The organism is Bradyrhizobium sp. AZCC 1578, from assembly GCF_036924675.1.
GTDB lineage: Bacteria > Pseudomonadota > Alphaproteobacteria > Rhizobiales > Xanthobacteraceae > Bradyrhizobium.
On sequence record NZ_JAZHRZ010000001.1, the window covers coordinates 6,542,356 to 6,561,937 of the forward strand.

General features: G+C 63.4%; 21 protein-coding genes. 12 read left to right on the top strand and 9 right to left on the bottom strand.

Annotation, left to right across the window (positions count from 1 at the left end; translation table 11 throughout):
- The first annotated feature begins 145 nt into the window (after window positions 1–145).
- Together V1290_RS31115 and V1290_RS31120 are read left to right on the top strand one after the other, a co-directional pair.
- Window positions 146–1,036, top strand: a complete 891-nt coding sequence (locus V1290_RS31115) for a DUF308 domain-containing protein (protein ID WP_334367904.1) — start codon at window positions 146–148, stop codon at window positions 1,034–1,036.
- A 172-nt stretch (window positions 1,037–1,208) separates the two neighbouring features.
- Complete coding sequence (locus V1290_RS31120; protein ID WP_065728006.1) at window positions 1,209–1,622, top strand: MucR family transcriptional regulator; 414 nt, start codon at window positions 1,209–1,211, stop codon at window positions 1,620–1,622.
- Window positions 1,623–1,643: 21 nt separating this feature from the next.
- Here the strand turns inward: V1290_RS31120 and V1290_RS31125 are convergent, their stop codons facing one another.
- Both V1290_RS31125 and V1290_RS31130 read right to left on the bottom strand, forming a co-directional pair.
- On the bottom strand, window positions 1,644–2,072 hold the full coding sequence (locus V1290_RS31125) for a SufE family protein (RefSeq protein ID WP_028348922.1): 429 nt from the start codon (window positions 2,070–2,072) through the stop codon (window positions 1,644–1,646).
- Window positions 2,073–2,154: 82 nt separating this feature from the next.
- Complete coding sequence (locus V1290_RS31130; protein ID WP_028348921.1) at window positions 2,155–2,586, bottom strand: DUF5330 domain-containing protein; 432 nt, start codon at window positions 2,584–2,586, stop codon at window positions 2,155–2,157.
- A gap of 422 nt (window positions 2,587–3,008) precedes the next feature.
- Here V1290_RS31130 and V1290_RS31135 point away from each other — a divergent pair, with 422 nt between their 5' ends.
- From V1290_RS31135 to V1290_RS31145, 3 genes are read left to right on the top strand one after another with little or no spacing between them, the layout of a single operon-like run.
- The gene (locus tag V1290_RS31135) at window positions 3,009–4,835 is read left to right on the top strand and encodes an ATP-binding protein (protein ID WP_334367905.1); all 1,827 of its coding nucleotides are present in this window, start codon (window positions 3,009–3,011) and stop codon (window positions 4,833–4,835) included.
- A complete protein-coding gene (locus V1290_RS31140) occupies window positions 4,828–5,547 on the top strand; it encodes a peptidoglycan-binding domain-containing protein (protein ID WP_334367906.1) in 720 nt (239 codons plus the stop codon). Before V1290_RS31135 ends, V1290_RS31140 begins: the two co-directional genes overlap by 8 nt.
- A 33-nt stretch (window positions 5,548–5,580) precedes the next feature.
- The gene (locus V1290_RS31145; protein WP_028348916.1) at window positions 5,581–5,925 is read left to right on the top strand and encodes a DUF1491 family protein; all 345 of its coding nucleotides are present in this window, start codon (window positions 5,581–5,583) and stop codon (window positions 5,923–5,925) included.
- A gap of 13 nt (window positions 5,926–5,938) precedes the next feature.
- Here V1290_RS31145 and V1290_RS31150 read toward each other — a convergent pair whose 3' ends face one another.
- A complete protein-coding gene (locus V1290_RS31150) occupies window positions 5,939–6,913 on the bottom strand; it encodes a DUF2336 domain-containing protein (RefSeq protein ID WP_334367907.1) in 975 nt (324 codons plus the stop codon).
- Window positions 6,914–7,156: 243 nt separating this feature from the next.
- On the opposite strand from V1290_RS31150, the gene V1290_RS31155 reads away from it, so the two are divergent.
- The 3 genes from V1290_RS31155 to V1290_RS31165 all read left to right on the top strand — a co-directional run bounded on the left by V1290_RS31155 (window position 7,157) and on the right by V1290_RS31165 (window position 8,575).
- Complete coding sequence (locus V1290_RS31155; RefSeq protein WP_028348914.1) at window positions 7,157–7,357, top strand: hypothetical protein; 201 nt, start codon at window positions 7,157–7,159, stop codon at window positions 7,355–7,357.
- A gap of 16 nt (window positions 7,358–7,373) precedes the next feature.
- Entirely contained in the window at window positions 7,374–8,147 is a 774-nt protein-coding gene (locus tag V1290_RS31160) for a hypothetical protein (RefSeq protein ID WP_334367908.1), read from the top strand.
- A 200-nt stretch (window positions 8,148–8,347) separates the two neighbouring features.
- A complete protein-coding gene (locus tag V1290_RS31165) occupies window positions 8,348–8,575 on the top strand; it encodes a hypothetical protein (RefSeq protein ID WP_334367909.1) in 228 nt (75 codons plus the stop codon).
- A gap of 170 nt (window positions 8,576–8,745) precedes the next feature.
- Here V1290_RS31165 and V1290_RS31170 read toward each other — a convergent pair whose 3' ends face one another.
- On the bottom strand, window positions 8,746–9,576 hold the full coding sequence (locus V1290_RS31170; RefSeq protein ID WP_334367910.1) for a helix-turn-helix domain-containing protein: 831 nt from the start codon (window positions 9,574–9,576) through the stop codon (window positions 8,746–8,748).
- Window positions 9,577–9,670: 94 nt separating this feature from the next.
- On the opposite strand from V1290_RS31170, the gene V1290_RS31175 reads away from it, so the two are divergent.
- From V1290_RS31175 to V1290_RS31185, 3 genes are all read left to right on the top strand, one after another.
- On the top strand, window positions 9,671–10,648 hold the full coding sequence (locus V1290_RS31175; protein WP_334367911.1) for a 2-hydroxyacid dehydrogenase: 978 nt from the start codon (window positions 9,671–9,673) through the stop codon (window positions 10,646–10,648).
- 7 nt (window positions 10,649–10,655) lie between these two features.
- Window positions 10,656–11,966: an MFS transporter gene (locus V1290_RS31180; RefSeq protein ID WP_334367912.1), complete on the top strand. Its 1,311-nt coding sequence runs from the start codon at window positions 10,656–10,658 to the stop codon at window positions 11,964–11,966.
- A 205-nt stretch (window positions 11,967–12,171) separates the two neighbouring features.
- Window positions 12,172–12,792, top strand: coding sequence for an HD domain-containing protein (locus tag V1290_RS31185; RefSeq protein ID WP_334366928.1), 621 nt, complete (start codon window positions 12,172–12,174; stop codon window positions 12,790–12,792).
- A gap of 124 nt (window positions 12,793–12,916) precedes the next feature.
- On the opposite strand, the gene V1290_RS31190 is transcribed toward V1290_RS31185, so the two are convergent.
- Entirely contained in the window at window positions 12,917–13,774 is an 858-nt protein-coding gene (locus V1290_RS31190; RefSeq protein WP_334367913.1) for a LysR family transcriptional regulator, read from the bottom strand.
- 93 nt (window positions 13,775–13,867) lie between these two features.
- Between V1290_RS31190 and V1290_RS31195 the strand changes: the two genes are divergently transcribed.
- Window positions 13,868–14,725, top strand: a complete 858-nt coding sequence (locus V1290_RS31195; protein ID WP_334367914.1) for an MBL fold metallo-hydrolase — start codon at window positions 13,868–13,870, stop codon at window positions 14,723–14,725.
- Between the two features lie 423 nt (window positions 14,726–15,148).
- Here the strand turns inward: V1290_RS31195 and V1290_RS31200 are convergent, their stop codons facing one another.
- From V1290_RS31200 to V1290_RS31215, 4 genes are all read right to left on the bottom strand, one after another.
- Window positions 15,149–15,751 (bottom strand): DUF4337 domain-containing protein, encoded by a 603-nt coding sequence (locus V1290_RS31200; RefSeq protein WP_334367915.1) that lies wholly within the window; start codon window positions 15,749–15,751, stop codon window positions 15,149–15,151.
- Between the two features lie 193 nt (window positions 15,752–15,944).
- Window positions 15,945–16,565 carry a DUF1254 domain-containing protein gene (locus V1290_RS31205; protein ID WP_334367916.1) on the bottom strand — a complete coding sequence of 207 codons (621 nt, stop codon included), beginning with the start codon at window positions 16,563–16,565 and terminating at the stop codon, window positions 15,945–15,947.
- On the bottom strand, window positions 16,562–17,140 hold the full coding sequence (locus tag V1290_RS31210; RefSeq protein ID WP_028348906.1) for a DUF1214 domain-containing protein: 579 nt from the start codon (window positions 17,138–17,140) through the stop codon (window positions 16,562–16,564). The genes V1290_RS31205 and V1290_RS31210 overlap by 4 nt, the downstream gene beginning before the upstream one ends.
- 152 nt (window positions 17,141–17,292) lie before the next feature.
- The gene (locus tag V1290_RS31215; protein WP_334367917.1) at window positions 17,293–19,578 is read right to left on the bottom strand and encodes a transglycosylase domain-containing protein; all 2,286 of its coding nucleotides are present in this window, start codon (window positions 19,576–19,578) and stop codon (window positions 17,293–17,295) included.
- Window positions 19,579–19,582 lie beyond the last annotated feature (4 nt).

A 19,582-nucleotide genomic window follows, 5' to 3' on the forward strand; every position in this document is an offset into this window, starting at 1 on the left:
AACACCTGCGTCCAGGATTCCTGTAACCGAACAACGCCATGCGGAACCCAGTGTGCAATTGGCGGGTGGCGATGCGCACAATATGACGGTATCGTGGCGTTGGGCGGCTTGCGAGCGTTTCGGGCGCGGCTGAGGGGTTAGTTCTATGATGGTTGTTATGTTGGTCGCCGGGATCGGCCTCGTTTTGGCGGGGCTGCTGGCGATCGGCTTCGGGATCCCGATCAAGGAATTCAGCACCGGCAACACGCTCATCATCGCCGGCGTGATAGGCGTCTGCGCCGGTGCGATCATGCTCGCGCTCTGGATAGCGGTCCGGGAACTGAAGAACGTTGCGCGGCGGCTCGGCGCTAGTATGGCTGAAGCGCGCGGCGAGGCCGCGGTGCGGCCGGTGCTTCCTGCTGCCGCGACGCGGGATTCCGCTCCCTTCGGCGGCGGTTTCCCGGCCGCCGAACTGCCCGCTGGTCCCGGACCGTTCTCCCCAACGGCACCGCCGCCTTTCTCGTCAGCGGCGCCGCCGCCTTGGCAGAACGAGGCTGTCCTGCGGGATCACCCGATCCCGGAGCCGACCCACCCCGAACCGCCACCATCGGCTCCGAAACCGAAGCGCAATTTGCTGTTTTCATCGACGTCACGAAGGGAGCGCGAGCGCGCGCAGGGGCGCGCCAGTGAGCCGCTGCCGCCGGATCTTTTGTCATCGGACCTTCGTTCCAATCCACCCGCCGTGCCGCCGGTCGAGCCGGACGAACCGCCGCGGGCGTCGTTCGAGAATGCCTGGCCGAAAGCGGAACGCGCAAAATCCAGCGAACACCCGCTGCAGCGCCGCGGCGGCCGCACACCCCCGGCACCCGCGGAAGCCAATGGTGGACCGCCGCGCACGGAGGATCAGCCGGCGGTGACCGTGCTGAAGTCCGGTGTCGTCGATGGCATGGCCTACTCCCTCTACTCCGACGGTTCGATCGAGGCCCAGATGCCGGAGGGGATGATGCGCTTCGCCTCGATCGACGAACTGCGCGCGCATCTCGATCAGCGGTCCTGAACCGGCAATACTTGCCGGACGGCGACTATTGGAAATAAAGCAGCGCCGTTCTTGTCAATTTCCCGGCACTTCGTTCTTATACGCCAAGTTGTACAGGATGCCGCCGATGTATAGGCGCGGTTGGATACTGTCCGAACCGTACAGATGCATCGTGATCCCAGAAGGTTGAGCCATGACCGATCCCGCAGGCAAGACGCCCGTCGAACTGACCGCCAATATCGTATCGGCCTATCTCAGCAATAATCCGACCCAGGCCTCGGAAATCCCGAACCTGATCAGCCAGGTCCACGCCGCGCTGATGCGGGTGTCGAGCGGCCGGCCCGAGACCCCGCTAGAGCCAGCCAAGCCGGCCGTGTCGGTGAAGAAGTCGATGACGCCGGAATATCTGGTCTGTCTGGAGGACGGCAAGCGCTTCAAGTCGCTGAAGCGCCATCTGCGCACGCAGTACAACATGACGCCGGAGCAATACCGCGACAAATGGGGGCTGCCGCCGGATTATCCCATGGTGGCGCCTAACTACGCGGTGGCGCGTTCGCAACTCGCCAAGAAGATGGGACTTGGCCAGCAGGCGCGGAAGCGGAAGTAAGCCCGGTCAATGCGACGGTGTCTACGAGGCCGCGGCAAGCGCCTCACGCGCGTCGGAGCGGATGCGCTCGACCATGGAGCGTAGGCCGTTGGAACGCTGCGGCGTCAGGTGCTCGCGAAATCCGAATTCGTCGAATACCGCGAGCGCATCGGTTGAAAGGATGTGCTGCGGCGTGCGGCCGGAATAGAGCGTGAGCAGGATCGCGATCAGGCCGCGCACGATGTGAGCGTCGCTGTCGCCCAGATATTTCAGCCGCGGTTCGCCGTTGCCGCTGCGATCGATCTGCCTGGAAAGCCAGACCTGGCTGACGCAGCCATTGACCTTGTTCTCGGCGGAATGCTCGGCCTCCGGCATCGGGTCGAGCGTGCGGCCGAGTTCGATGACGTACCGGTAGCGGTCGTCCCACTCGTCAAGCAGTTCGAAATTGTCCCTGATTTCGTCGATCGTCATCTTGGCCCGCGTCCGTTTCAGTACGCCTTATATAGGATGCCGACCGCACGAAAGCGACGGAAACGGAACCGGTTCCGTGGCCTTATTTTGAAGCCAACGGCGTCCGCGGCAGCCGCCATTCGATCGCCATGTCGTCCTCCGTCAGCGCTTCCGTGGGCGAGGCGGCCGCGGTCACGGCCTCGGCGTCGCCGGCGGTGCCGATCGAGCTGGTATGGTCGGGCTTCTTGTCGGGGACGGCGGGCGGCTCGGGCTTCTTGTCGGTGATGATCTTGTACAATTGGCGGGCGCCCTCCTGGGCGCGCTGGCCGAGCGCGGTGGCGGCCTGGCCACCGACCTCGCAGGCCGCCGGCTGGCGCTTGCAGAACTGGCCCATGTCGGAGACGGCGGCGGTCGCAGCCGATACGGCCTCGGACGCGCCGATCTGCGGCACCTTGTCCGATTCAGGCGTCTTTTCTCTGGGCAACAGCACGAGCACGAGCCCGAGCCAGAATGCCATGCGAAGCAGAAAAAACATCTCGCGACCCCGGTCGTCTCTTATGGTTGTGTTGCGGTTAAGTCCGCTGGCTTTGTTTCTGACTAACAGCCCTCGATAAATCGCAAGTGTTTGCATTGAGGTAAAATCGCCGAAAATTTTCTGAAAACCGCAACGATTCGATTCGGCGTAAATTTTCGATTGACGATCACCGCCGCGCGAAAATTCGCGCCGTTCGCGCATCCACCATTTCGAAACCATAGATCGATCGCGCTGGAAACCTGTCGTTCACCATCCGGGTCGAATGACCGTCGCGTGAGACGTCAAACCTCCGCGGATGCGCGTTGTTGGTCGGCCATGCGCCGGGCCTTAGCGTTCGCTTAAGCTCACTCTGACACGGTGACGCAAAGATAAGGGGGCGTTCCGGTGCGTCTGTCTGACGAACAAGCCGAAGCGCGAGAGCCGTGACTGTTTTGAGTATCATCCGCGATTGTCTCGATGCGCTGCTGCATCCCTCGGCACGATATGATGCGCTGACGAGTGCGCGTCATCGTGCTTTCATGGCGCCGCGGCTGCTCGGCAGCCTGGTGGCGCTTGCGGCCTTTCCGGTCTATCTGGCGATGCGCGGGGCACCCACGGCGCTCGAGGTCGCGGCCTTCGCCTGGCTGATCGCACCCATCCTGTTGTCCTGGTTCCTCTCGCGCACCGGCCGCTACGAGAGCGCGCATATCCTGTCCGCGCTGGCGCTGGCGGGCCTTGTCATGATGGTCGCCGTGACCACCGGCGGTATCGAATCGTTCGCCGCGGTCTGGCTCATCGTCGTTCCCCTGGAAGCGGCGCTGTCGGCCTCGCGCCGCGTGGTCGTGTTTGCCTCTGCGCTTGCGCTGTCATGCGTCGCCTTGCTGATCGCGCTCGAGCATTTTCACCTGCTACCGATGGCGGAGCCGAACGCGGCGCTGCACGGCGTCCTGATGGGTGCTGGCGTTGCGTCGGCAACGCTCTATGCGGCGGGACTGGCCGTTAGCGCGGAATCGCTGGCGCGCACTTCAGTGTCGCTACTTTATCTCGAAGAAGACCGCTATCGCTTGCTGGCGCGAAACATGAGCGACGTGATTTCGCGTCACAACCGCAGCGGCGCCGTGGAGTTCATTTCGCCGGCGGCGGAAGCCATGCTCGGCGCGCCCGGCGCCCGGCTCACCGGCCATGGACTGTTCGACCGCGTCCATGTCGCCGATCGTCCGGCCTATCTCACGGCCCTGTCGGATGCCGCGCGCGGCAGCGAGCAGCGCAGCGTCGAATTCCGCCTGCGCCGCGACGCGGTCCGCGGCCAGAACGCTTCCGCCGATTTCATCTGGGTAGAGATGCGTTGCCGACCGCTCGAGCAGGTTTCGCCCGAGGCGGATGTCGTCGCCGTGATGCGCGACGTCACCGACCGCAAGATCCAGGAGCAGGCTCTTGAAATGGCGCGCACCGCCGCCGAGCAGGCGGATGCCTCCAAGACGCGGTTCCTGGCTACCATGAGCCACGAACTGCGCACCCCGCTGAACGCCATCATCGGCTTCTCCGAGATGATCGTGCACGAAGAGGCGATGATGCTCGACGCCGCGCGCCGCAGGGAATATGCGCAGTTGATCAACGATTCCGGCCAGCATCTGTTGTCGGTCGTCAACGGCATCCTCGACATGTCCAAGATGGAAACCGGCAATTTCGAAATTTCGCCGGAGCCGTTTGCGCCGCGCGCGGCACTGCTGCATTGTTGCAATTTGCTGGCGCTGAAGGCGCGCGACAATGGTGTCGACCTGATCACTCGCGCAGCAGAGGACTTGCCCGTGATGAACGGCGATCCCCGCGCGTTCAAGCAGATCGCGCTGAACCTCATCACCAACGCCATCAAGTTCACCGAGCGCGGCGGCAGCGTGACGGTTTCCGCTGCGGTCGAGGGATCGCGGCTGATGCTGAGCGTCACCGATACCGGGGTCGGTATCGCCGCCGAGGATCTCGCGCGGATCGGCGATCCGTTCTTCCAGGCCGGCAAGACCTATCAGCGCAAGCACGAAGGCACCGGCCTCGGCCTGTCGATCGTCAAGGGTCTGGTTGGATTGCACAACGGCGAGATGAACGTGCAGAGCAGGGTCGGCGAGGGTACCACGGTGGCTGTTACCTTGCCGCTTGACTTTGCGCCTTCGCTGACCACTTCGAACAAAGTCGCGACGCTGAAACCAGCGGAGCGACCCGAATCTCAGGATCCGGAATCTCAGGATGAAATCCATCAGGTGAAGAAACGTGCCTAGGCGTATTGACGACGATGACGAGATGCCGCGCCGCCGCCGTCGCGGCGCGAAAGCGGTTGCGATCGAAGCGGAGCAAGAGCGCGGCCTCGTGATGCGCATTCTCCTGCACAGTCCGAAAGACATGATCGCGGGCCTGCTCGCGGCTGCCGCAATCTGCGCCATTGTCGCCAATGCGCTGTTCCTGCAGGCCGGCCGCCATCCCTCGCCGATGTTCGGCTCAGTCGTGACGCTGCCGGCGCCGCAAGTTGCCGTCGTAAGTCCGCTGCCGCGCCCGCGCCCGGTCGAAATAACAAGGCCGGTCGATTCTGATCCGCCGGAAATCAGGCCGGTCGAGGTGAGGGGTGCCGATCCCAAACACGTCGAGACCAAGAGCGCCGAGTCCAGGAACAACGATTCCAAGAACGCCGATCCGATGGCCAATCTGGTGGTCAAGTCGACCGGCGCGCCCGCCGCGGCCCCTTCCAATGTGGCGCGACCGCCGGCGCCGATTCCGACGAATGGGCAAAGCGCCGGCGCGCGCCGTGTCGCGGCGGTGCAGCGCGCACTGACGCAATATGGCTACGGCCAGTTGAAACCGACCGGCGCGGTCGGTGCGGACACCCAGGCCGCGATCTCGAAATTCGAGCGCGACCGCAAGCTGCCGGTGACCGGCCAGATGTCCGATCGCCTGGTGAAGGAACTCACGGCGATGATCGGGCATCCGATCGACTAGCATCCGCCCGGTCGCTGGCCTATCGTCGATCCCATGCGATTGAAATCAAGCATCTGGGTGGCCGCATACCTGCGCCGCTGCCAGAACGAGGGAATTTTTGGCGCCGTGCGCAAGCGCGGGGCAGAGGAGGCGGGGGCGGTGTTCGTCAAGGTGGCGCTGCTCGACGGCAACGCCATGCTGTATGCGCCTGCGCCGCAGACCGTCTATGACGAGAGTCGTCCAGCCGAGCGGCTGTTCGCGCCGGCCTCGCCGCAACCGGTGCCCGAGCAATCGGTGGAGGAGCGTCTCGCCAAGGAACTCCGTTTCGATCCCGACGCCTGGATCGTCGAGACCGAAGATCGCGCAGGGCGGCACTTTCTCGATTTGGCCAAAGCCTAGAAGCGCCGAACGCCTAGCGCTTCGAGCCGTCGGTGCCGGTGCGTACCGGCGCGGTTCCAGGCTGCACCGCGGGACGTGTTTGCGAACCCGCCGCACGCGAGCGGTGCCGTTCTTCGTCGTACAGCGCGGCGCGATATTTGGCGCGGCTGACTGCCATGGTCGAGCCGCGCCATGCGGCCAGCATGACGAGCGCGGATCGTTCGCTCAAACGGTCGTAAAGTCGCGACAAGCGATAGACGTTGTGCACGGATGAGCCGAATTCCGGATTGAGGAACAGCAGCACGCGCTGGAAGATTGCGCTCGACATGCCGAGCGCCTTCGCTGCGCATGCCAGCGGCTCGCCGCCGGGATCATTGACAACTTGCGTTGCGATCCGCGATGGCAGGATCAGGGCGTCGCCGAGTTCGAGCGCGAAGCTTTCGGCGTCCTCGGCGAACGCGGCCATTTCCAGGATATGAAGCGCGCGGGCGACGCGGGCTGCGGGAATTCGCGCCGAGGCTTTCAGCGGCGTATCGGCGAGATTGTGCAGGATCAGCGCGCGCTCGCTGGGACCGGCCGTGAAGAACATGTCGCTGATTTCGGCAGCATCGTTGGGCCGCATTGCCAGGTTGGACGCCATCCGCAACTGCGCCTCGGTCGGCGCCTTCACCGTCGGCGCGTCGGTCGGGGGAGCGGTGATTGCAGCCGCGAGCGGCAGGGGCTGATCGGGGTGCGCACGCCGCAGGCCGAGCCTGTCCATGATCTCGGCCGGTGTCGCCGGATAGATCGCGAGCCGCGCCCGCACCGCCGCGCGGGTGGCGTCGTCGACCTGGTCGATCAGGCGGGACGTCAGTTCAACGAACTGCCGCTCCTCGTCGGCGGAATGGGCGCTGGTCTGGACATAAAGGTCGGTCAGCACGCGCAGCAAGGTCGGGCGGATATCGACGCCCTCGCGGCGCGAGAGCGTCATCAGCCCGTCGAATCCCGGAAACAATGGAGCTGCAGTCATGTCAGGTGTACGCGACTTCGATAATCCTTCGCGTCAGCCTACGCAGGGCGTTTTAAGAGTTGGTTAAGGAAAACAGCCCCTGAAGAAATCCGATAAAATGCGAGCTTTCGGCAGGCGGCATGAGCCGCGCAACCCGTAACTGTACCGCCTGCACAAATTAAGATGCCGTTAACCACGTTCTGTTCTGAATAATGGCATGTCGCCGGTCAAAATCGTGACCGCGGCAACCAGAGAGAACGGAATATGGGCACCATCATTGAATTTCCGGCGGATGCGGCTTCGCGGCGGCCGGGCTCAACCATGGATGGCGCTCCACGCGATGGCCTGGGTACCGTGCTGATTCTTCCTGTTGTCCGTATCGAACGCGAAGCCGGCGGAACCGGTGATGGGCGCGGGCCGGAAGAGGGGACGGCGCCTGGTCGCCGTCGCCGTCGGCGCCCCTGAACGACGGACGTTTGAAATGCCGGAAAAGTGCCTCCCGATCCGGACCACCGGGCTTCGGTCACTCCCGGCTCTCATGCTGCTTGTTGTAAGCGCGGCGCTCGGCGGTTGCAGCGGCGGCGATTTCGGCCGCACCCGCGCCGACATGCGTAACGACGACATGCACCGCTGGTTAGGCGCCGAGGCCACGGCCAGCGTCGGCCTAAAACCTTCGCATTTCCAACTCACCGAAAACGAACGCCAGCTTCGCGATCTCGCCTATCCCCTGATCGAACCGCCGCATTCGCGGCCCGCCTGGAAGAGCGTGTTCGGTGATTACCAGCCGCTGCCCTCGCCATGGCGGCAGAAGGTGGTGTTCGACCGCACCACCTACGGACGCGCTTTGATCGACGAGCCGCACCGCTCGCACACCTCGCGTTATCAGCAGTTGATCGAGGACGTTCGCAACGACATCGCGAGGTTCGAGCCGTTCTTTGCCTCCGCCATCCGCGTCATCGAGCTCGACCGCAAGCGCAGCGCCAGCCTGAAGATGGTGTCGGAATTGTCGCCGCGCGAACAGGCGGATGCGATCGCGCGCATGGAAGAGAACACGCTGATCGTGCAATGGGTCCAGCAATGCCTGGAGCGGCGCATTTCATCGTACCGCTGGGCGCTGGAGCGGCTGGTGATCCACGCGCCGGACGGTATCGCCGCCGACGCCGACCGTCTGATCGGCGAGCTCGCCGCGCAAACAGCCAATCCGCCAGTTGCGGCCCAGCCTGTGATCGGGCGCGCCGTGACGGTGAAGGGGTAGTCACGCGAATCTAAAGTTCGTCACATAGGGTTTGCTGAGCTTTGTGACAGAAGCCGCGCACGGAAGGGCGGCACCTTTCGCTCTTCGCATCTGCAAACCGTGTACGCTGACGGCTCACCGCGAAACTACGCGAGGAAAAGGCATGACTGACAGTGGGCAAAAGCTCTTGGTAGCGCTCGTCTTGATCGTCGATCAAATATTTGGACAAGTACGGCGACGAAGTCGACAGCCGCTCAATGTGGGCCGGAGAACACGCAATTGAGGCGCTTGCGAGCGTCGGCTTGATGGAGATCGTCAACATCCGGTTTGGGCGATGGACGGAGGCGGATAAGCAGTTTCGCCGAGAGGAAGCCGGAATACGCGATCCTGAGCCGATCGACTATCCGGGCCAGATAAAGTTGGTCGGGAAGTCACAGCCGGAAAACTGATCCCGACAATATGTTCGCTAACGTCGACTATTGGCATCTTTGCGAAGTCGAGCCCTCTCCCAAGATGTCCGCTTATTGGGGTAGAGCGGAAGTCATCCGCGCATCATCAGAACGACGTGATTGACCCAAAGCGGTCTTTGCGCGAACGCCCGAAACGGACATCATTGCCGTCATGATTTGCGCTTGTGGACGGTCGCCGCACCTGACGTCGCCCATTGGCTAAAGACCCGGCGTGTCTTTTCGTTCATAGGAAAGAAGCTCTCGATGCGCATTTCCTGCAAGGTAGCGTCTTGAGGCATGCCGAGGATCGTCAGGGTCGTGAACAGTTCGAGCGAGACCTGGCCTTTCGCGAACCGCATCGGCAGTATCGGCACGGCTACGGTCTCGGCGGATGATGGCATTGTAAGACTTTCCTGGACTCCCGGATAGCTCAGCAACCGGTCGCGCAGGGCCGCAGTCTCCCTTGTCGCGTCGGCAGCGGCGTCGGCCTCAACGCTTCGCACAAAGTAAGCCACGACTTCCTGCCAATTCGTCAGGTAAGGTCGCAACACGTCGGGCGCGACCAGCGCGTCGGCAAGATTGACTGCGGCGCCGGGTGTGAGCGGGCCCACCAGAAACTCCACCATCGCGACGGTGCCCTTGTTGGCTTGAAGCAGATTCCAGCGGCGGTCCACGACAACGGCAGGGTACGGCTCCTGCTGCTCCAGCATAAAATTCAACGCCTGTCGGACAGGAGCAAGCGTCTCGGCATCAAAGGGAGTATCCGACCAGATGGGCGAAAATCCTGCGGACAGGAGCAGATCGTTCGACTGCCGGAACGAAAGCCCGAGCGCGGCCGACAGGCGTCGCATCATCTCCCGGCTGGGCTGAGTCCGCCCGAGTTCGAGGAAGCTGATGTGGCGCTGCGAGCAGTTCGCCGCCGCAGCAAGCTGCAGCTGCGACAAGCCGCGCCATTTCCGAAGGCTGGCGAGCCGTGCCGGAAAGCTCGATTTCTTGTCCATGACTACCTGGCATGTAGTTGATTGCAGTCACCTGTGCCGCGATAGTGCCTGCGAGGTCTGTTCGCGACAAGTGTCACCGGCGAGAGGACAACAATTGAAAGCTGCGTTCGCCGGATCGTTTGCCGTGCGTTTGATCGAGCCCGTTCGCAAGCGGCTGACAATTCCCTGCGAGATCGTCTCGGGCGATGAGGCCGGCATCCTCGATCAACTCGGCGACGCTGACGTTCTGGTTTCCATGGCCTTTACAAGAGAGATGGCAGCAGCCGGCAACATGCTGCGGCTCGTGCAGGTGCCGGGGGCCGGCCTGGATCGTATCGACCGTTCCCAGCTTCGCGCAGGCTTGGCGCTTGCCAATGCGTTCGGCCACGAGGCAGGTATCGCCGAATACATCGTCGGCGCAATGATCGCGCTCACACGCTCTTTCCACCGCCTCGACCAGAAACTCAGGGCGGGAGAATGGGAGAGCCAGTGGTCGGTTGGCACGCCGGCACCTCCGCTGTGGCCGGAGCTGGCGGGAAAGACCCTGGGCATCCTGGGGTTTGGCCATATAGGCGAGGCGCTGGCGCGACGCGCGCATGCCTTCGACATGAAGGTGTGCGCAGTCCGGCGGCACGCACAAGCGGGCCCACCGCACGGATTGATGTTCGTAGGCGGGCCGGAACGGCTCGACGAACTGCTCGGTCGATCCGATTATCTCGCGATTACCCTGTCGCTCTCGGCTGAAACGCGCGGTCTGATCGATGCCCGCCGGCTCCGCCTCATGAAGCCGTCGGCTTATCTGATCAACGTGGCGCGCGCGGAGATCGTCGAAGAGCAGACGCTCTACGATGCGCTTGCGGGAGGTCGTCTCGCCGGTGCCGCGCTCGATGTCTGGTACCGCTACCCGACAAGCGCGGGGAGCACGGCGCCCGCGACGGCCCCGTTCCATGGATTGAGCAATGTCATCATGACCCCGCATGTGTCCGGATGGACCGAGGGCATGCTCGAGGCGCGCGCCGGTGTGATCGTCGAAAATATCGCTCGGACGGCGCGCGGCGAGGCCCCGGTCAATGCCATCGCGCTCGCTGATTGATCGCTGTATGGAGCAGATTTCAAAACATTGGTGGGCGCGGCTGCCGTTCTATTATGGCTGGCTCATCGTCGGCATCGCGTTCGTGACGATGGCCATCGGCGTGACGGGACGCACGGCATTCTCCCTGCTTCTGCCGCCATTGATCGACGAGTTCAAATGGGACCGCGGCCTTGCGGCCGGCGCTTTCTCTTTCGGCTTTCTTTTCTCGGCGGTCGTGAGCCCGTTCGTCGGGCGGGTGGTTGACACCCGCGGTCCCCGGATCGTCATCTGGACTGGCGTCGCCTTCATGTCGGCCGGCCTGCTGCTGGCGCCATACGTGACGAGCCCGTGGCAGCTTTATGCCACGCTTGGCGTGGCGGTCAGCGGCGGCGCCAACATGATGACCTACACCGTGCATTCTCAGTTTCTGCCGCATTGGTTCGTGCGCCGGCGCGCACTCGCCATCAGCATCGCGTTCGCGGGCGCCGGTGTCGGGTCTGTTCTCCTGCTGCCCTGGCTGCAGACCATCATTCTCACCGAAGGATGGCGCGCATCCTGTGTCGCAATGGGATGGCTTGTGCTGTTCGGAATTGCACCGCTCACGTTTTTCGTAAAGAAAAATCCTGCCGACGTGGGACAAAGTCCGGACGGCGATCGCGCTTCGTCGGACACGGCGGGCAAGCGGTATGCCGCAGTGATCATCCATGGGGAGTGGACGGCAACCGAATGGACGCTTCGCCGAGCGTTGCGCACCGCTCGGTTCTGGTGGATCGCGGTCGGTTACTTTCTGGCGCTGATTGCGTGGTATGCCGTGCAGGTGCATCAGACGAAGTATCTCGTCGAAATCGGCTTCTCGCCGCTGGTTGCGGCCTGGGCGCTTGGCGCTGTCAGCGTCATTGCCATTCCCGGCCAGATTCTGCTCGGGGCCTTGTCGGATCGCATCGGCCGCGAGTGGATATGGACGGCGGGGTGCCTCGGATTTGCAGTGTCATACGCGGCGCTACTTGGCCTGGAGTATTGGCAGTCGACCGTGCTCCTCTATTCCATGGTCCTCGCGCAAGGATTTTTCGGATATGCCCTGACCTCCGTCATGGGACCGATCGTGGCGGAGATCTTCGAGGGACCGCATTACGGTTCGATCTTCGGCACCCTCACCATCGGCCTGATCGGCGGCGGTGCCGCAGGACCGTGGCTGGCCGGCGCCATTCATGATGCAACCGGCAGCTATCGGCTGGCCTTTTTCTTGATCATCGGCTTTTGCCTCGTGTCTGTCGCGGCGATCTGGATTGCTGCGCCACGCAAGATCCGCCTTGTTTCCGGACAGATCCCGCAGTCATGATGCGGGAAGGTATGTCCGCTTCGGAGCGCTAGAAATCTATCGGCGCTCGTCTTCTGTTGGCACTTTTGAGACATGCCCGCCTATCCTGAGAATCCGTTCACCGGGGTAGACCGGAAGTCGCCGTGGTCCGGCCCAACCGACGCGAATGACCCAAAGCGGCTCCTAGCGACTTGAGTGTAGCAAGCGCCTTTTGTATTTTGCACCGATGCAGAACGAAGCCAGCAACATCTTGCAATTCCTTGCGTTGTCCGAGCGGCTGAAACGCGAATTGCGACACAGCTGGTTATCCGACGGGCGCCGGGAAAGCGTGGCTGAACACACATGGCAAATGGCGCTCATTGCTCTCCTTGCGTATCGACATCTTGAGCAGCAAGTTGAAATTGGGCGAGTTCTCAAGATGATCCTCGTTCACGACTTGGTAGAGGCAATTGCGGGTGACGTGCCGTACTTTGAGGAGGGAACCCGAAAGGAGCTGAAAGTGCAGCGGGAGCTCGCCGCGATCGAAGAAATTCGAACCAAGGTGCCTGGTGAGACAGGTCAAGAATTGTTCGATTTGTGGCATGAATTTGAGGCTCGCACGACGCTAGAGGCGAAATTCTCTGCCGCATTGGATCACCTCGAAGTTCAAATCCAACACAACTTGGCCGACATCAAAACGTGGGAGCCTATCGAGTACGACCTAGTTTACACGAAGATGCACGATCGCTGCTCATACGACCCTTTTTTGGCGGCACTTTGCGCGGCTGTCAGGTCTCAAGCTGAAAGCAAGATGGTATCGTCCGGCATAGACCTGGCGTTGATCAAAAGGCGAATTGGCATCGAATAGCCGGACGTCCGAATCTGGCACATCGCGTCACTTCGCTGCGATGCGGAATTTGGTCGCTATCCGGGGCATAGCGGACATCGATCAGCCGCGCCAATCAATCTCGATTTGTGAGTACGCATCCTAGTCAGCTACGCCGAGCCTTCGATCTGGCGCGGCCCGCTTTGGGCCGCTGGCTCTGCAGTTTCGCGATAAAATTCTGCAGCACCTCCGACGGCGGCCGTGCTGCGCTGTAGGCGAGCCCCACCTCGCGCTTCACGTCGACATCGATCTCGCGCACCGCGACATCGGAATTGGCGCGCGCCACGCCTTCGGGAACGATGGCAATGCCGACACCGGCGGCCACCAGCGCCATCGCCCAGTCTTCGGATTCGGCAATCGCTGCGGGCTGCCGCGCGGCCGGTGCGGCGCGGCCGAAAAATTCGCTCTGCTCGCAATGACAGCGATCGACCATGGCGACGCCGGCGAGGTCGGCGGTGCGCAGCCGCTCCTTCAGCGTCAGCGGATGCGATGGCGGTAACACGGCGACGTAGCGCTCGACCCAGAGCGGAACGAAATGCTCGTCGGCGCGCAGTAGGTTTTTGGAGACGATCCGTGCATCCGCGGCGTCATCGACGCCAACGAGGCGGAGCGCGATGTCGGCGCTCTCGGTCAGCGGCTTCAGAAGCGCAATGGTTCGTGGCCGGTCGAGCGTGCGCATCAGGCCGAGCGTCAGCGCGTTCCGCGTCGCAGGTTTTCGGAACAGGTTTTTCGCGGCGTCCGCCTCATCGATGATGCGGCGGGCGACGGCATGGAATTGTTCGGCCGCTTCCGTCGGTGCCACGCCCTTCTTGTGCCGGATGAACAGCGCCGTGCCGAGCTCGGCCTCCAGATTGGTGATCGCCGCCGAGATCGAGGGCTGCGAGATGAAGCAGCGCTTGGCGGCCGCCGTCAGGTTGCGCTCCTTGAACACGGCCGCGAAATAGCGGAGTTCGCGGATATCCATAGGCTAATCCTATTGGTACTATCAGATATCGATATTTTACCTATGGTTTTCTGGATGGCAAGCAAGGCGACTGACCTCGAAGGAGACATTGTCATGCGCGTCCACCATCTCAACACCGGCACCATGTGCCCGATCGGCCGGCGCCTGGTGAACGGCACCGGCAGCATTTTCCAGCGCGCGCGCATGGTGTGCCATTGTCTGATGATCGAGACCAATGACGGGCTGGCGCTGGTCGATACCGGTATCGGATTGGACGACATTGCCAACCCGCCACGGCTGGGACCCAAATGGGTCCGGCAGACCACGCCGCGGCTCGATCCGGCCGAGACCGCCGTGCGGCAGGTCGAGGCGCTCGGCTATTCCAAAAGCGACGTGTTGCATCTCTTGCTGACGCATCTCGATCGCGATCATGCCGGCGGCATTCCGGATTTTCCGAACGCGAAGGTGCACGTCCATCGCCGCGAGTACGACATGGCGGTGACCGGCCGGACGCCGGCGCCGAAGGGGCGCTACATTACCGATCAGTGGAAGCATGGGCCACAATGGGCGTTCTACGACGAGGGTGGGGAGGACTGGTTCGGTTTCAAGGGCGTGCGCGCGCTTGGCGATCGCGAGCCCGACATCCTGATGATCCCGCTTCCGGGTCATACGCTCGGCCATTGCGGCATCGCTGTGCGAAGCGGAGACAAATGGCTGCTGCACGCCGGCGACGCTTATTTCTTCCACGGCCAGATGCAGGCTTCGCCGCGAATGCCGCTGGTGCTCGGCATGTTTCAGCGCCGCGGCGATATGGATCGCGCCATGCGGATCGAAAACCAGGAGAGGTTACGAACGCTCAAGGCCAATCACGGCGATGCCGTGACCATCTTCAACAGCCACGATCCGGTCGACTACGAGAATTGCCGCTGCGGCCAACACCAGGAAGTGCCGGCTCACGCTAGAGCAGGATGAGATTAGGTTGGGCCGTGACGACGGACCATCTCGTGCTCCGGACGCAAGCGGCGTGAGTGCTGCGAGCCGGGGCCCATTCTACTTTGCATGGGGTTGTTTTCGCGATTTTTGTGTCTAGGCCCTGCGGTGTACCACCGAAGAGTATCTGCACTGCGTCCGGGACACGAGATCGTTGGCTTCGCGCTAATGAGGAATCGATTCGACTCCTACCCATCCCGCTCGAGGCCGTGATCAGCGCTTGGACCGCGGCGCCGGGGGTGGCGGGGGGGGGGGGGGCGGGTGGTTCGGGTTGCTTGGCCGGTGGAGGCTCGATCTCCGTGGTGCAACGCGACGCCGCGAGCGCGGCTTGTGCCTGTGTCACATTGTCGTCGCTCCCCTCGTCCTTGCCAAACAGCACTTGCACCACCATCCGCGTGCGGACCTCTATGCTGCCAGAAACGGTATCTCGACCGCCAGTGTGTAGCCGTTGACCATCAGCAGGCCACCTGCGGCACCGACGATGCCGCCGACGATCGCAAGCCAGGGCAGCGTCGCGACGATCGAGACCGAGATCAGCACGATGGCGATCTGCAGAAGAGCTTCGGCATAGTCGAAGTAGGGATCCTGCTTCAGCGCATGGTCGCGCCTGCTCTCGTAGTCCTTGGCCCGCGCCATCAATTCCTTCTTGCCCTCCTGCGTCTCGGGCTCGGACTCGTAGCGTGCCGCCGTCTTGCGATAGGCCTCCGCTTTTGCCTTCAGGGCCGTCCTGGCCTCGGCGTTGAGGCTTCCGTCCTGCAGGAACGCCAATTCGATCGCGTCGGCCGCGAGGTTGTAGTCGGTCTGGCGGATGTTCTTGGCCTGGTAGAAGGCATAGTGGTTCGCGGCATAGATGTTGTTGTTGGTCGCCTCCTTGCCGGCGTTGGCGCCGCCAAGCCCGGTGATGGCCAGCAGCATCGCCAGAATGGCGATGCTGACCGCCGCGCGCTGCTTGAAGCGGTCGTTCTCCTTCTCCTGATCCATCATGTCCGCGGCGTCTTCGGCTTTCATCGATCGGCTCCTCCTCGCTCCTAAAGGGCAGGCACGATAAACAACGGCGTTATGTCACCATCGCGACGCATGAGCACGTTGATTTGTTCCACAGAATGCGGCAGGCGCGATCGGTCATAGGAAGGGATCGGCAATTCCCACGCAGCGATCAAGGTTTACGCTAGGTAAGTGTCGGCCCCGACCAAGTCGTCATTCAGCGCTTGGATCTTGGCGCGGGCGCAGGGGCTGGCACGGGCGGTGCGGGCTCGGGCTGCTTGGCCGGCGTCGGCTCGGTCTCCACGGTGCAACGCGATGCCGCGAGCGCGGCTTGCGCCTGCGGCATCAGGCCGGGCTCCGGCGCCAGGGCCTTGAGCACGATCAGGCCTGTCGTGGTGGGAGAGTCGATGATCAGCCGGTCGGCGGCGGTGACTTCCTCATCCTCCGGCAATTCGCCGTGTTGCTCCTCCGTCATCAGATCGAGCTCGATAACCTTGCGGCCGGCCGAGCGGTCGTTGATGGCGTAGTAGGCGACCTCGTTGCGGGTATAGAACGACACCGACGTATAGGCCTGACTGACCGGCACCGTCAGCTTGAGCGGTCCCCCGGAGAGGTCGTAGCGGCAGATCGCGACCGCAAAGGCCGGGTCCATGAACGGCATCGGCGCGTTGTTCGGTTCGGCGAGCGGCAGCGCCGTGACGGCGTTCTCTTTGGTCATCGGCGTCAGCCGCGAATAGGCGTCTTGCGTCGCGATGCGCGGCAGCGCCAGCACGCTGACGAGATGCACCACGCCGCCCAGCAGCACGCCTGCGATGATGGTGAATGCCAGCCGGATCATGGGCAGTTCACCGTGGTGATGGCGGGCATCGGCGCATCGCGCTGCGTGCGCGTCGCAACGCCGACCGGCGTATCGTAAAGCCGCAGCATCAGCGCGTAGCGCTCGATGCCGCCGGTCGGCAGCCAGTTGCCGGCCCGCGAGCGCGCCGCCACCCGGATCTCGAACCCGCCGTCGGAGCCGCGGACGATTTCCTGGCTGGTGAAGCCGTAACGTTGCAGCGAATTGGCGACCAGATGCCCCTTGCGGTCGAACAGCGTCAGCGTCCAGAACCGGGCCGCCGGCGTCACCCCGCTGACGATGACGTCGCAGCGCCCGTCGAGCGGCTTGTTCTTGTCGTCGGTGGTGGCCGTGAAGGCGATGCCGTCGCCGGTGCCAACAGGCAATTCGCCGCTGCGGGCGATCGAGGCGCGCGAATAGGGATCGATTTCGGAACTGCCGGCCTTGGGCCGTGCGGTCCAGGCGCCGATCGTGAGCGTGCCGAGATCGGTGCCGCGCGTCGCCGTCAGGTAGGTCGAGCCGAGACCTACGGCCGTGGCAAGCGCCAGTGCCAGCAGGGTGATGAAGATCAGCCGCACAGGCCAGTGCTCCGAACTCTCACGGCATCAAATTCCGCTTGAACCGGCTTCATCCGAAACCTGAAGCGCTGCTCTTGTTTCGAATATGTCGGGGCGGACGCTTCGCATCTGCTCCGAGGAACGCCGGTTAAGGTTCTGCCGGATCATGCCTTTTAATTCTTTCGCTCCGCCGGCGCGGGCCGCTCGCCAGCGGCTGCCACGTAGTTCTCCGGAAACGCCAGCGCGCCTGACGTGACCGGCTTGGAGGGCTGCTTCTGGTCGTTGGACGAGGTCTTGCCCGCGGCCCTCCCGGCCTCGTCGAGCAGTTTCTCGACGCGCACCAGAATATCCGCGCCGCGCTTCGTCAATACCGGCGGCGGCCCCGGCTTGGTCTCCGGCGCCCGTGCCGCGCCGTTGGCCGCGGCGCTGGCGGATTGGGCGGGCTGGGGCTGCTTCGTGCCCATGCCGAAGCCTGGGATCTCCTTCACCTCGACGCCCTGATGCGCGACGACCATGATGTCGTGCCAGGTCTGTGCGGGAAGCGAGCCGCCGGTCATGCGGTTGGTGGGCGAGTAGTCGTCGTTGCCGTACCAGACCGCGCAGGTGAAATTGCCGGTGAAACCGACGAACCAGGCGTCGCGGTAGGCGTTGGTGGTGCCGGTCTTGCCCGCGGTCGGGATGCCGTCGATCGCGGCGCGGCGGGCGGTGCCTTCGCTGACGACATGGCTCATCATTTCCGACATGTCGGCCGCGACGGAGGCGGGAATGGCTTGCACCGGCTTCTTGCCGTCGCGGTCGAAGCGCCAGACCAGGTCGCCGGCGCCGGTGCGCACTTCCAGCACCGCGTGAGGTTTCACCGCCTTGCCCTTGTTCGGGAAGGTCGCATAGGCGACCGCGTGTTCGAGCACGGTGACCTCATCGGAGCCGATCGGCATCGAGGGCGTATCGGGCAGGGGCGCCGTGAGGCCGAACCTGCGTGCCACCTCGGTAATCTTGGCGCGCCCGGCCTTGGCCGGGTTCGCCACCTTGCCGCCGAGCGCAATCGACAGCTTCACCGGCACGACGTTGATCGAGCGGGTGATCGCCTGCGTCAGCGTCACCGAACCGGAATAGGAATGGCCATAGTTCTGCGGACACCAGTTGCCGATGCAGACCGGGCCGTCGACCACGATCGAGGTCGGCTTGTAGCCGTTCATGAGCGCCGTGGCATAGACGTAGGGCTTGAATGATGAGCCCGGCTGCCGGTAGGCGTCCGTGGCGCGGTTGAACTGGCTCGCGCCATAGTCGCGTCCGCCCACCATGGCGCGGACGCCGCCGTCGAGGTCGGCAACCACGACGGACGCCTGCGTCGCGTGGTAGTCGCGGCCGAACTGGCGGAGCTGGTTCTCGACCGTTTCCTCGGCGGCGCGCTGCACGTTCATGTCGATCGAGGTACGGACCACGAAGACGCGCTCGGTGTAGGACTTCGGGAAGGTATCGACCAGCCTGCGCATTTCCTCAAAGGCGTAGTCGAGATAGTAGTTCGGCGAATTCTCGTCGCGGCGGTCGACGGCGAAGGCCGGGTTGCGCCGGGCGCCGAACACCTGGCCTTCGGTCATGAAGCCCGCATCGACGAGGTTGTCGAGCACGATGTTGGCGCGGGCGCGGGCGGCGGGCAGGTTGATGTGCGGGGCGTATTTGGTCGGCGCCTTGAACAGCCCGGCCAGCATCGCCGATTCCGCCAGAGTGACGTCGCGCGCCGACTTGTTGAAGTAGAAATGCGCGGCGCCGTCGACGCCGAACGTGCCGCCGCCCATATAGGCGCGGTCCAGATATAGCTTCAGGATTTCGTTCTTGGTCAGCCGCGTCTCGAGCCAGATCGCAAGGAAAGCTTCCTTCACCTTGCGCTCGATGGTGCGCTCGTTGCTCAGGAACAGGTTCTTCGCCAATTGCTGCGTGATCGAAGAACCGCCCTGGCGCACGCCGCCGGCTTGCGCGTTGGTCACGAGCGCGCGCGCGGTACCGGGGAAGTCGATGCCGAAATGGTCATAGAAGCGGCGATCTTCGGTCGCCAGCGTCGCCTTGATCAGATTGTCCGGAAAATCTTCCAGAGGGATCGAGTCGTTATGTTTGATGCCGCGGTTGCCGATCGGGTTGCCGTAGCGGTCGAGGAACTGTACCGCGAGATCGGATTTCTTCAGCCAGTCGTCATCGGCGGTTTCGCGAAACGCGGGGATTGCCAGCGCCAACATAACGATCAGCCCGCCAAGGCCGATGGTGGCGGCTTCCGAAAACGGCTCGATGAACACCCAGCGCTTCCAGCGGCCGACATAGAAGCGGTCCATGAAGGTGGAGTAGCGCTCATACAGCTCGCGCAGGCCCTTGCCCGACGAGAACAGCGTCGAGTCGATACGGGCATCCAGATCCAGAAGGAAGTTCCGGATCTTCTGCTTCAATTCTGGAGGTACGATCTGGCGCACCGGG